At 69.6% G+C, this 12,809-nt stretch carries 7 protein-coding genes; 3 read left to right on the top strand and 4 right to left on the bottom strand.

The genetic code is table 11. The features are described 5' to 3' along the window. Nucleotides 1-3 precede the first annotated feature (3 nt). Nucleotides 4-828: a helix-turn-helix domain-containing protein gene (locus ACOKM3_RS12335; RefSeq protein WP_426899859.1), complete on the top strand. Its 825-nt coding sequence runs from the start codon at nucleotides 4-6 to the stop codon at nucleotides 826-828. After that, nucleotides 825-1,031, top strand: coding sequence for a DUF397 domain-containing protein (locus ACOKM3_RS12340; RefSeq protein WP_426899861.1), 207 nt, complete (start codon nucleotides 825-827; stop codon nucleotides 1,029-1,031). The genes ACOKM3_RS12335 and ACOKM3_RS12340 overlap by 4 nt, the downstream gene beginning before the upstream one ends. Here the strand turns inward: ACOKM3_RS12340 and ACOKM3_RS12345 are convergent. From ACOKM3_RS12345 to acnA, 4 genes are all read right to left on the bottom strand, one after another. Beyond that, entirely contained in the window at nucleotides 992-2,518 is a 1,527-nt protein-coding gene (locus ACOKM3_RS12345) for an ABC transporter substrate-binding protein (protein WP_426899863.1), read from the bottom strand. The two genes, ACOKM3_RS12340 and ACOKM3_RS12345, sit on opposite strands and share 40 nt — an antisense overlap. Then, complete coding sequence (locus tag ACOKM3_RS12350; RefSeq protein WP_426899865.1) at nucleotides 2,518-4,677, bottom strand: ATP-binding protein; 2,160 nt, start codon at nucleotides 4,675-4,677, stop codon at nucleotides 2,518-2,520. Before ACOKM3_RS12350 ends, ACOKM3_RS12345 begins: the two co-directional genes overlap by 1 nt. 107 nt (nucleotides 4,678-4,784) lie before the next feature. Then, nucleotides 4,785-8,018: an NACHT domain-containing protein gene (locus ACOKM3_RS12355; RefSeq protein ID WP_426899867.1), complete on the bottom strand. Its 3,234-nt coding sequence runs from the start codon at nucleotides 8,016-8,018 to the stop codon at nucleotides 4,785-4,787. 110 nt (nucleotides 8,019-8,128) lie between these two features. Next, entirely contained in the window at nucleotides 8,129-10,843 is a 2,715-nt protein-coding gene (acnA, locus tag ACOKM3_RS12360; protein WP_426899869.1) for an aconitate hydratase AcnA, read from the bottom strand. 405 nt (nucleotides 10,844-11,248) lie between these two features. Between acnA and ACOKM3_RS12365 the strand changes: the two genes are divergently transcribed. Then, nucleotides 11,249-12,778 (top strand): UDP-N-acetylglucosamine 1-carboxyvinyltransferase, encoded by a 1,530-nt coding sequence (locus ACOKM3_RS12365; RefSeq protein ID WP_426899871.1) that lies wholly within the window; start codon nucleotides 11,249-11,251, stop codon nucleotides 12,776-12,778. Nucleotides 12,779-12,809: the final 31 nt, after the last annotated feature.

Consider the following 12,809-nt stretch of genomic DNA (forward strand, 5'->3'; position numbering starts at 1 on the left):
GTCATGAGCCCTGCACATCAGCCGCCGAAGAATCCGTCGGCGATGAGGTTGGTCGCCAACCTGGTCGCCCTCTTCCGCAAGACCGCCGGATACACGCAGGCGGCCCTCGGAGAGCGGCTGATAGTGGCCGAGTCGACGATCGCGGCGATCGAGCAGGCCAGGCGCCCGCTGGTGCCGAAGCTGGCGGCGGAGATGGACCAACTCCTCGACACGAAAGGCGCGTTGGTGACGGCGGTCGCGGCGATGCCGGAGATCGACCAGTTCCCGTTGTGGGCGGAGCAGTACATGGCGCATGAGCGGGAGGCGATCGCGTTGGCGTGGTACGACGTGCCGACCGTGCCGGGCATCCTCCAGACCGAGGACTGCGCCCGTACGGTGCTGCGCAACCGCGTCCCGGCATACGACGAGGACGAGATCCAGACCAAGACGGCCGCCCGCGTGCAGCGGCAGGAGATCCTGCACCGGAAGTGCCCGCCGACGCTGAGCTTCGTCGTCTGGGAGGCGGCGCTCAAGCTCGCCTACCTCGACCCGCTGGTCCGCGCCGAGCAGTTGCGCCATCTGCGTGCGTGCGCTGAACTCCCCGGCTTGACCTTGCAGTTCCTGCCGCTCGATGCACCTACCCATGCCGGCCTCGACGGCGCCTTCATCCTCCTGGAGACACCGGAACATCAGCACCTCGCGTACACCGAGTCCCAGCGCGGCAGCCAGTGGGTTTCCGGTCTCGACGAGGTGTCCATGCTGGCGCACAAGTATGCGATGCTGCGATCACAGGCCCTCACGCCCGAGCACTCCGTGGGCCTGCTGGACCGGCTGCTAGGAGACCGATGAGCACCGCACTGAACTGGTTCAAGTCGAGCTACAGCGGCAGCGAGGGCGGCGCTTGCGTCGAGGTCGCCACCCACTCCGTCGCCGTCCACGTTCGCGACTCCAAGACCCCCGACGCCCCGCACTTCACCGTCGCGCCGGAGGCCTGGACCGCGTTCCTGGGTGGTCAGCCGGGGCAGGCGCCGTCGTCCTCGTACGTCCGGTAGAGCGGCACCACCCGCTTGCTGGGCGGGAATTCGACGACCGGTACCGGCTTGCACGCCGACCACTGGTCGTTGCGGTCCAGGCCCGAGAAACCGTACGTACCGGTCGCCCCCTGGAGGCAGCCGGCGCACGTCGTGCCGCCGCTCGTGGACTGCGACAGGTTGTTGTAGACGTCCTTCGCGGTCGGCAGCCGCTTCGTGGTCTTGCCCGCGTTGATCTGGCTGAACGAGCGGCCCGTCGCCTGGGTGAGCAGGCGCACGCCGTCGTAGTACGAGGCCGCGTAGCCGTCGTCCAGGGGCTTGTCGCCGAGCGTGTGCGCGGTCTTGAGGGTGTCGAAGCGGTCGAGGAAGTCGTCGATGCCGGTGGGGCGCCCGCGGGCCCCCTGCTTCTCCCAGGCCGGGTCGAAGGACGAGGAGTCGACGATCGTCGCGTTGGCCGTGCGCAGGTCGCGCTCCGTCTGCTCCGTGGTGAGCGTCGGCTCCAGGCCTATGCCGATCTTCAGGATGCGGACGGGGGTCTTGCGGTCGCAACTGCTGTCTCCCGCGAGGGCGTTGATGAACGCCGGCAGGTCCTGGTCGCGGCCCGCGAAGAAGACCGTGTCGGACTTGTCGCGGCAGATCTTGTTGACCGCGTCGTAGAAGAGCTGCGGGACTCCCTGGTCGTTGCCGGAGGAGCCGGTGAAGCTGGAGTTGTGCGCCTTGAAGCCGTACTCCTTGCCGAAGCGGCCCAGCAGCGCGTGCCGCAGGTCGTCGGAGTAGACGTCGCCCTGGCGCCGGTCCCACAGGAGGAGGCCGTTCTTCTTCTGCGGGTAGCGCTTGAGGTAGCCGGCGAGGGCCTTCGCGAACTCCTTGTTGTTGGGCGACGTCTTGAAGAAGTACGGGTAGTTCATCGACGAGGCGGTGATGACCGGCCCGACCGCGGGGATGTGACGCTCGCTCAGTTCGTCGAGTGCCGCCTGCGTCTCCGTCTGGCTGCTGGGAATGCCCGTGACGCCGACGAGCGGGGCGTTGTCGTCCCCCTGCTTCTTGACCAAGTCATCGACCACTGGCTTCCATTGGCCGAGATTGCGGCCGTCGGGGGCGAGCAGCAGTTGGAACTGGGGTCCGCCCTGACCCGAGTTGGCCTCCTGGAGACCCGCGAGCGCGCCCGCGAGGGCCCGGCGGATCATGTCCGGTGTCATGGCGCTGTTGCCGTCGGAGGTGAAGGGCATCATCAAGGCGAGCCGGACGTACGGCGTGTCACCGCCCTCGTCCGCCACCCGGGAGTTCTCGTCGGCGACCGCCTGGAGCAGTGACTCGATACCGGGGTCCGCGTCGAAGCTTTCCGAGGTGACGCCGACGCATTCGCCCGCGACCTCGTGCAGCCCGCCGTCGCACTTCTGCATGAGCTTCCTGGCGCCGAGGATCCCGCCGGCCACGAGCGCGAGCACGACGACCAGCGCGACGCACCAGTCGAGCGGCCCCCACTCCCTGATCCTGCTGCCGAACATCAGCCCGTCTCCCCCGAGTTGTTGCCTGGGGGCACGGGTAGCTCCTGCCCCTTTCGAGCCGCTGTCGGCCAGTCACGGGCCGCCTGCCCGAGGGCCGCGTACCACGTGGGATGGCGGCGCGCGAGAAACCCCAGCTCCTCCCCCACCGCCTTGCACATCCGGGCGGCGTCCGCGTCCAGGGCGGCGTCGGCGTACGGCTCGGACAGGTACCACAGGGCGTGCAGCAGGCGGTTGATGCTGCGCCCCGAAGGGTCCAGGTCCGCATAGCGGGCGGCGTGCTCGCCGTCGGCTATCTCGACGCGCTGGTCGCACCAGCTCTCGTCGACGGGCGGCACGGGCGCGCTCGCGCAGCGCTTCAGGCACACCAGCCAGTGCTCGACACTCAGTTCGGCCTCCTCCGCGACGAACTCGTCGGCGAGCATCACGACGACGTCCCGCGGTTTCCCGGCGGCCAGGCTGTGGCGCAGGGCGTCGGCCTCCTCGGTCTTGGCGCGCTGGACGTGGTGCAGATGGAGGAAGGCGTGGATGGAGCGCCAGCTGTGCGGTTCGTCGCCCGGAGGCAGCGTGCGCCGCGCCTCGTGGACCAGCAGGGTGCGCAGCAACTCACTGGTGACCAACGGGTGCTCGGCCTCCGGGAGTTGCTGCCACTGTCGCTCGACCAGGTACTGCGCCGCCGCCGTCGCGGGCAGCTGCTCGGGACCGACCAGGCCGAGGTTCTGGGCGAGCTTCTCGGCGGCCTCGGAGTCCTTGGCGAGGCAGAGCCTGACGAGACGGTCGCGCTGCCTGCGGTCGGGCAGCAGGTCCCGCAGGAGCACCTCGGTCACCGGACGGCCGCCCTTGACGCGCAGGTCGAGCAGGTCACGCGGGACGACGGCGCGGTTCTGCTTCGCGGTCTCGACGGCGGCGTCGGCGAGGACCGTGCTGGCCGAGGGGTGGCCGCCGGTGAGCGCGTGCAGCGCGGAGGCGAGGTGCGGGTGGAGCAGGCGCGAGGACGCCCGGTCGAGCATGGAGAGGATGTCGTCCCTGGTCAGCGGGGTGAGCGGGAGGACGAGGAGACCTTCGGACGGCTCGTGTCCCGTCCGCTTCCACAGGGTGGCGGCGTGTCCGGGGCGTCTGACCCCGCCGGGCGGCAGCAGGTCGACCAGTTCCCGGCGTACGGCGTGCGGCGCGTCCTCGTGCGGCAGGTCGCCGAGCCGGGTGGCGACGACGACGGTGCGGTCGCGGTACTTGCGACCCCCCAACGCCCTTTGTTCCAGCAGGAGTTCCAGGAAGCGGGCGCCCGCGGGCAGGTGTGCGTCGTCGAGCAGGATCAGCGGCCAGGGCTCACGGTTGAGCCGGCGCAGCAGTCCGTGGGAGCGGGCCGTCTCCCCCAGGAAGACCGCCGTCAGGGCCTGTTCCGCCGCGTGCAGATAGTCGCCGCCGCGGTGGAAGCGGCGCGAGAGCAGCCACAGCGGGTCCTCCTCCGCGATGGTGCCGTCGGGAGTGGTGTGCCGGTCCCGGAACCAGGCGCGGGAGGCGCCGAGGGAGGTCCTGACGCCCAGCTGGCGCAGGACGGCGGCGGTGACGGGCTGCGTCCCGTCCGGGTCGTCCGGATCGCTGTCCCGGGCGGCGGCCTCGCTGATCGAGGTCTCGACCTCGGTGGCCCAGTCGCGGGCGACCTCGCGCTCGGTGCCGCGCGCCAGACCGCTCGCCACGAGCATCCGGGCGTGCCGCCGGCAGACGGCGTCCCGCTCGTCCGTCTCCCCCAAGTGCCATCCGGAGACGGCGAACAGGGCGGGCATCAGCTCCCGGAAGATCCCGTACGTGGGTGTGAGCGCGCACACCAGGCGCTCCAGTATCTCGGCGTGCGACGCGGCGGGCTGCGGCGGCACACTGCCCTCGGGCACCTCTTCGGCGATACCCGCCGCGTCGGGAGCACCCGGCACGACGGCGCGCACATGGGCGAGCGGAAGGCGGTCGCGGTAGCCGCGGGCGAGCACGTCGAGGAGGGTGCTGCGTCCCGTGCCGTGCTCGCCGGTGAGCAGCACGACGGGCACATCGGAGCCGAACTCCCGCTTGACGCGGGCACGTTCGTGGAAGGCGAGCCCCGTGAGCGAGGGGACGAGCGAGCCCACCAGGGGTTCACGCCCGTACAGAAAGGGCGCCTTGAGCCTGGCCATCGTGCGCGGTCCTGCTTCCCTGGGGATCGACGGCTTCTGGGTGAGCAACAGAACCTACCGGCGGCGCCGATCTCTTGCCAGACAATGCGCAGGTCCGCCACGAAGCCTCACGGTTTCGGGTATATCTCCAGCTCGGCCCCTTCGGGCAGCTCCTCGGCCCCCTGGACGAACCCGCCCGGGTACGCGATCCGCACCCGCCGCAGCGACGTGATCCCCTTCAGCGGGGAGAGGTCGATGTCGCCGCCCTGCGTGACATGCAGCTCCTCAAGACCCTGAAGGCGCCGGGACACGCGCCGCAGCTGGAGCGGGGTGCCGTGCTGCGCGTACACGAAGAGCTTGGTCAGCTGCGGGATCTGGCTGGTCGGGTTGAAGAGGAGGGTGCTGAGCTGCTCGGCGGACAGCGAGAGCGTGCGCAGCTCGGGCAGGCGGCCGAGCAGTCCGCCCCAGCCGTCGGGCAGCAGCCGGCTGCTCGCCTCCTGGAGACGCAGCTCCTCCAGCGCGACGCACCGGGTGATCTCGGAGAGGTCGGAGGTTCCGGGCGGCACCGAGAGCACCTTGAGCCGGCCGGGCCTCGGCAGCTCGGCCAGGCCGCGCCAGGGAACGCCCTGGCCGATGTGCAGGGCTTCGAGGTGCTCGCACTGGTCGAGCTGCTCCAGCGGCTCGAACTGCGGGATGTTCTCCAGGGTGAGGCTGCGCAACTGCGGGAGCCGGGTGAGCGGTTCCGGGTCCTTGACGTTGCGGCAGCCCTGGAGGGTGAGGCTCTCCAGATACTGGAAGTCGTGGAGCAGGGAGAGGTCGTCGATGTGCAGCGCGCCGCGCAGCCGCAGCTCCTTCAGGTGCTTCGAGGACAGCGCCGCCCGTACGGCTGCGGGGTCGAAGTCCCCGTGAATTCCCACGCGTTCACAACCGGACAGCCGCGCCAGGGCGTCGAGCTCGGCCCGTGAGCGTACGGTGACGGGCTCTCCGGGGTGGGTCTCGAGCAGCGGGGCGATGATCTCGCGGGCGTACGTCTCGGTGTCGAACCGGTCCCAGTGGCCGAGGAGTTGGGCGCGCACGGTGGACTGCGACGTGGTGAGGAACTCGCGCAGCCGCGGGATCGCGGCGTCGCCGCCGATCTGACAGATGGCGTGCGCGGTCGCCAGCTCGGCGTCCCCGTCCAGCTCCTCGGCCCTGGGGAGCAGGCCGAGCAGCAGCGGTCCGGTGCGCGCGAGCACCCGGGCCTGGCGCAGGCTGCGCGGCGGGAGCATGCTGGCGGCCTCGGCCTCGATGGTCTGGCGCACGACCGGTTCGAGCCGCGTGGCCTGTTCGAGGGAGGCGAGGGCCAGCAGGCGGATCCGGGCCTGGACGGTCACGTCCTTCTCGCGCTTGCCGCGGTCGCTGAGTCGCATGAGCAGATCGGCTCGTCCATTGTGGTCAGCTTGCGCGACGGCCATCTGCACCACGTCCTCCCACTGGTCCATGTGAGCGTGTTTCACCAGCATGCCGAAGTCACGGTCCTCAAGAACAGCCTTGGCGCCCAGGTAGTCCTGAAACGTCCGATGAATGAAGTCGATCGCTCCGGGCGCGGGCACGCGCAGCAGCCCTGATCGTTCCAGAAGATACTCCAGCGCCTCCTCGGGCTCGCCGAGCCGCTGAAGGCTCGGGACCTGCGGCTGGAGCCGGGACAGCTCATGGACGGCGTCGGCGCGCTCCATCTGCGTGTCGTCGTTGCGGATCAGCCGGTACGCGAGCCGCTTGAGCGGCTCGGTCGCGGAGTCCTCGTCGAGCCGTGGGCGGTCGTCGCCCTTGCTGAACAGGTCCTTCTCCATGTCGCGCCGCTCGAGCAGCATGGACAGGGCTGCCTTGTAGAGCGAGGCCCGTCCGTGCGGCAGAAAGCCCCGGCGCTCGCGGTGCAGGGCGCAGATCAGGCTGCACATCAGCGGGTTGGTGGCGAGGCGGCTCAGCTCGGGGTTGGTACGCAGGGATTGGACGAGTTCGTCGGCGAACTCTGCGGGCGCCTCGGCTGCGATGTGCCACCGCGCGATGAAGCGGCGCAGGCCGTCGGGGCCGAGCGGGTTGAGGCTCAGCTCGTAGAAGCCCTCGCTGTCCAGCCAGCCGGGGCCGAGCGCGGAGGGCCGGGTGGTGCACAGCCAGAGGTTTCCGGGGAACTGGCGCACCAGACGGACCAGCCAGTCGCGCACGCGCCGCCGGTCGGCCTTGGGGATCTCGTCGAGACCGTCGACGAGCAGCACCGCGCGGCCGCTGCGCAGGACACGGACGGCCCAGCCGTCGGGTTCGCTGCCGGACAGACCGCAGCGCATCCACTTCAGGAACTCCTCGGGCAGCGGGAGTTCGGGCCCCTGGCGGGCGAGGGTGCGCAGCTGGAGCACGAACGGGACCCGCCCGATCAGCTGCGGAAGCGTGACGGGCACGGCCTCCTGGCGCGCGGTGGTCAGGGCGAGCCACTGCACGAGCGTCGTCTTGCCGGTGCCCGCGAGGCCGTGCAGGAGGACCTTGCCGCGCCCGGCGAGCGCGGTCTCGACGCTCTCCTCGTGCACGGTCTCGTAGTCGCCGTCCGCCTCCGCTGCGGCCACGGGCACCGCGGTGAGGCTCAAGTAGGCGTCGTCCAGGGGCCATTCGGGGCCCGCGGGGTCGCGCAGGTCGACGCCGTAGATGGTGAGGCGGCCGTGCCGCTCGACGACGTACTTGGCGTACTCCTCCTCGAAGCGGATGTCGGCGGCGTGGTGGTCCTCGCCGGACACGGCCCGCAGCACGCGCTCCAACAGATCCTGCTGTTCCCGAAGTTGGCGGAAATTCGCCAGTTGGGCGCGGGCCTCGAAGCCGGGGCGCTCGGTGAAGAACCGGACGAGGTGCACGCAGGCGGTGACGAGCAGCGCGTCGTGGAAGCGGGTGGCGTCCGCGGTGAGCAGTCCCCTGACGTCCTTCTTCGCCGCCTTGTTGAGGGTGGCGGCGAGCTCCTCCGGGCCGAGCAGCACCACGTCGATGTCGTTCATGTCGAGCCGGCCCAGGGCGAAGAGCGTACGGGTCAGTGCCTGGCCCACCGCGTCGTGCTCGTCTTCGGGGAGCCTGTTCTCGTGCGGGGGCACGGCGCGGACGGCGCGGCGTACCAGCTCTCTCGACAGGCGGTGCATGTCGTCGCGGCTGAGGGTCGGGTGGTCTCCGGCGAAGGAGAGCAACGCCCTTACGCGGATGGGTTTTTCGTCGGGGTATTCGGCGCCGGGGGCCTTCTGCGGGGGCAGGACGAAGCGCTTGAGCAGGGGCACCACCACCGAAGAGGCGACCTTGAGGCCTGTCGCGCCGAAGTCCACGTGCTGCTCCCCCCGGAATTCCTCGCCTGCCACTGTCTCCAGGGTAAGGGGGGCGGGCGTGGTTCGGGGGTGCTGTCGCGGGGCTTGAAAACGCCGAAGGCCGCGCCTCCGGGGAGGCGCGGCCCGCTGGGCTAGCTGATCGCTTACTCGCTGATCAGGCTGCGCAGCACGTACTGAAGGATGCCGCCGTTGCGGTAGTAGTCCGCCTCACCGGGGGTGTCGATGCGGACGACCGCGTCGAACTCGACACCGGTGTCGGTGGTGACCTTCACCGTGGACGGCGTCGTGCCGTTGTTGAGCTCGGTCACGCCGGAGATCGAGAAGGCCTCCTCGCCGGTCAGGCCGAGGGAGTCGGCCGACTGGCCCTCCGGGAACTGCAGCGGCAGGACGCCCATGCCGATGAGGTTCGAGCGGTGGATGCGCTCGTACGACTCGGTGATGACGGCCTTGACGCCGAGGAGCGCGGTGCCCTTGGCTGCCCAGTCGCGGGACGAACCGGAGCCGTACTCCTTGCCGCCCAGGATGACGAGCGGGGTGCCCTGCGCCTGGTAGTTCTGCGAGGCGTCGTAGATGAACGACACCGGCGCGTCGGCCTGGGTGAAGTCGCGGGTGTAGCCGCCCTCGGTGCCCGGCGCGATCTGGTTGCGCAGGCGGATGTTGGCGAACGTGCCACGGATCATGATCTCGTGGTTGCCGCGACGCGAACCGTACGAGTTGAAGTCACGACGCTCGACGCCGTGCTCCGACAGGTACTTGCCGGCCGGGGTGTCGGCCTTGATCGCACCGGCCGGGGAGATGTGGTCGGTGGTGACCGAGTCGCCGAGCTTGGCCAGGACGCGGGCGCCCGCGATGTCCTGGACCGGGGCCGGCTGCATCTCCATGCCCTCGAAGTACGGGGGCTTGCGGACGTAGGTCGACTCGCTGTCCCACTCGAAGGTGTTGCCGGTCGGCACCGAGAGGGCCTGCCACTGGGCGTCGCCCGCGAACACGTCCTCGTAGGACTTGTTGAACATGTCCTCGCCGATGGAGTTGGCGACGACGTCGTTGACCTCGGCCTCCGTCGGCCAGATGTCGGCCAGGTGGACGGGCTTGCCGTCCTGGTCGACGCCGAGGGCGTCCTTGGTGATGTTGACCTTCATCGAACCGGCGAGGGCGTACGCGACGACCAGCGGCGGGGACGCCAGGTAGTTCATCTTGACGTCGGGGTTGATGCGGCCCTCGAAGTTCCGGTTGCCGGAGAGGACGGACGTCACGGCCAGGTCGTGGTCGTTGACGGCCTTCGAGACCTCCTCGGGCAGCGGGCCCGAGTTGCCGATGCAGGTGGTGCAGCCGTAGCCGACGAGGTTGAAGCCGACCTTGTCGAGGTACGGGGTGAGACCCGCCTTGTCGAAGTAGTCGGTGACGACCTTCGAGCCCGGGGCGAGGGTGGTCTTGACCCACGGCTTGCGGGTCAGGCCCTTCTCGACGGCCTTCTTCGCGACGAGGGCCGCGGCCACCATCACGTACGGGTTCGAGGTGTTGGTGCAGGAGGTGATCGCGGCGACGGTGACGGCGCCGTGGTCCAGCTCGTACGTCGAGCCGTCGGGGGCGGTCACGGTGACCGGGTTCGACGGGACGCCGTTGGAGACGGCCGGGGCGTCGGAGGCCGGGAAGGACTCCTTGCCCGCCTCGGAGTCGTCCGAGACGTAGTTGCGCACGTCCTGCTTGAACTGCTCGGCGGCGTTCGCGAGGACGATGCGGTCCTGCGGGCGCTTCGGACCGGCGATCGAGGGGACGACCGTGGAGAGGTCGAGCTCCAGCTTCTCGGAGAAGTCGGGCTCGGCGGCCGGGTCCAGCCAGAGGCCCTGCTCCTTGGCGTAGGCCTCGACGAGGGCGACCTGCTGGGCGTCACGGCCGGTCAGACGCAGGTAGTTCAGCGTCTCGTCGTCGATCGGGAAGATCGCGGCGGTGGAGCCGAACTCCGGCGACATGTTGCCGATGGTGGCGCGGTTGGCCAGCGACGTGGCGGCCACACCCTCGCCGTAGAACTCGACGAACTTGCCGACGACGCCGTGCTTGCGCAGCATCTCGGTGATCGTGAGCACGAGGTCGGTGGCGGTCGTGCCGGCCGGCAGCTCGCCGGTCAGCTTGAAGCCGACGACGCGCGGGATGAGCATCGAGACCGGCTGGCCGAGCATCGCGGCCTCGGCCTCGATGCCGCCGACGCCCCAGCCCAGGACGCCCAGGCCGTTGACCATCGTGGTGTGCGAGTCGGTGCCGACCAGGGTGTCGGGGTACGCCTGGCCACCCCGGACCATGACCGTGCGGGCCAGCTTCTCGATGTTGACCTGGTGCACGATGCCGGTGCCCGGGGGGACGACCTTGAAGTCGTCGAACGCGGTCTGGCCCCAGCGCAGGAACTGGTAGCGCTCCTTGTTGCGGCCGTACTCCAGCTCGACGTTCTGGCCGAAGGCGTCCTTCGTACCGAACTTGTCGGCGATGACGGAGTGGTCGATGACCAGCTCGGCCGGGGACAGCGGGTTGATCTTCGCCGGGTCGCCGCCGAGGTCCTTCACGGCCTCACGCATCGTGGCGAGGTCCACGACGCAGGGGACGCCGGTGAAGTCCTGCATGATCACGCGGGCCGGCGTGAACTGGATCTCCTGCGCGGGCTGAGCCTGGGAGTCCCAGTTGCCGAGCGCACGGATGTGGTCGGCGGTGATGTTCGCGCCGTCCTCGGTGCGGAGCAGGTTCTCCAGAAGGACCTTCAGGCTGTACGGAAGGCGGGCCGAGCCCTCAACCTTGTCCAGCTTGAAGATCTCGTACGACTCGTCGCCCACGCGCAGCGTGCTGCGGGCGTCGAAGCTGTTCGCCGACACGACAGTCTCCTTCATATATGTGCGCGTTCCACCGCATCCTGCCGCCACGCCGACTCGACGATCCGCTAAGGTAAGGCTAAGTTAGGTAACCCTTACCGTCCGACCCTCGAAACCGTGCGGCCACGGTGCGCCTCGGTAGATATCTCGATGTCGAGATAACTCTAATACATCACTCGGCGGTGCCATCAAGCGCCACCGTGCACATACCTGTGCGCGCTCCCCCCATGGTCGTACGCGGACCGAATGCGGGCCAGTGGATGCGGCGCCCGATCCGGCGACTGACCCGGCGACTGATCCCAGCAGGCACGGGTACCCGGCCACCGAGCCACCGGTGCCCCACGGAGGACACTCCTCCACATGGCCCCACCGGCATGCAACATCTCATATCTGAGATAACCTGCCGCTATGGCAGACGACTACCTCGAACGCATCGGCAAGCTCATCCGCGACGCCCGCCAGCACCGGGGCTGGACGCAGTCGCAACTTGCGGAGGCGCTAAACACCAGCCAGAGCGCGGTGAACCGCATCGAGCGCGGGAACCAAAACATCAGCCTTGAGATGATCGCTCGAATTGGCGAAGCTCTCGACAGTGAAATCGTCTCCCTCGGGTACGCGGGACCGATGCACCTGCGCGTGGTCGGCGGACGCCGGCTGTCGGGTTCGATCGAGGTCAAGACGAGCAAGAACGCGTGCGTGGCGCTGCTGTGCGCGTCGCTGCTCAACAAGGGCCGCACCGTGCTGCGCCGGGTCGCCCGCATCGAGGAGGTGTACCGCCTTCTGGAGGTACTCGGCTCGATCGGCGTACGCACCCGCTGGATCAACGACGGCGCGGACCTGGAGATCGTGCCGCCCGCCGAGCTCGACATGAACGCCATCGACGCGGAGGCCGCGCGCCGCACCCGCTCGATCATCATGTTCCTCGGCCCGCTGCTGCACCGCATGGACCGCTTCAAGCTCCCGTACGCGGGCGGCTGCGACCTCGGCACCCGCACGATCGAGCCGCACATGATCGCGCTGCGCCGCTTCGGCCTCGACATCACGGCGACGGAGGGGCTCTACCACGCGGAGGTCCACCCGGACGTCGCGCCGGACCGCCCCATCGTGCTGACCGAGCGCGGCGACACCGTGACGGAGAACGCGCTGCTGGCCGCGGCGCGCGCCGACGGCACGACGATCATCCGCAACGCCTCGTCCAACTACATGGTCCAGGACCTGTGCTTCTTCCTTGAGGCGCTGGGCGTCCAGGTCGAGGGCGTCGGCACGACGACGCTCACCGTGCACGGCGTGCCGCACATCGACGTCGACGTGGACTACTCGCCGTCCGAGGACCCGGTCGAGGCGATGAGCCTGCTGACCGCGGCCGTCGTCACGCAGTCCGAACTCACGGTCAAGCGGGTGCCGGTCGAGTTCCTGGAGATCGAGCTGGCGGTCCTGGAGGAGATGGGCCTCGACCACGACCGCTCGGCGGAGTACCCGGCGGACAACGGGCGCACGCGGCTCATCGACCTCACGGTCCGGCCGTCGAAGCTCGAGGCGCCGATCGACAAGATCCACCCGATGCCGTTCCCCGGTCTGAACATCGACAACGTGCCGTTCTTCGCGGCGATCGCGGCGTCGGCCCAGGGCAAGACCCTCATCCACGACTGGGTCTACGACAACCGGGCGATCTATCTGACGGACCTGAACCGGCTCGGCGGGCGCCTCCAACTCCTCGACCCGCACCGGGTGTTGGTCGAGGGGCCGACGCGGTGGCGCGCCGCCGAGATGATGTGCCCGCCGGCTCTGCGCCCCGCGGTGGTGGTCCTCCTGGCCATGATGGCGGCCGAGGGTACGTCGGTGCTGCGCAACGTGTACGTGATCAACCGTGGTTACGAGGACCTGGCGGAGCGGCTCAATTCCGTCGGTGCGCAGATCGAGACGTTCCGGGACATCTAGCATCTGCTGCGGCGACGGGGTTGCGGTCGCG

This window comes from Streptomyces nidicola (assembly GCF_050106155.1).
GTDB lineage: Bacteria > Actinomycetota > Actinomycetes > Streptomycetales > Streptomycetaceae > Streptomyces.

Bases quoted from the DNA above. Each gene is read 5' to 3' on its own strand.
- ACOKM3_RS12335 (WP_426899859.1), top strand. From the start codon at position 4: ATGAGCCCTGCACATCAGCCGCCGAAGAATCCGTCGGCGATGAGGTTG.
- ACOKM3_RS12340 (WP_426899861.1), top strand. From the start codon at position 825: ATGAGCACCGCACTGAACTGGTTCAAGTCGAGCTACAGCGGCAGCGAG.
- ACOKM3_RS12345 (WP_426899863.1), bottom strand. From the start codon at position 2,518: ATGTTCGGCAGCAGGATCAGGGAGTGGGGGCCGCTCGACTGGTGCGTC.
- ACOKM3_RS12350 (WP_426899865.1), bottom strand. From the start codon at position 4,677: ATGGCCAGGCTCAAGGCGCCCTTTCTGTACGGGCGTGAACCCCTGGTG.
- ACOKM3_RS12365 (WP_426899871.1), top strand. From the start codon at position 11,249: ATGGCAGACGACTACCTCGAACGCATCGGCAAGCTCATCCGCGACGCC.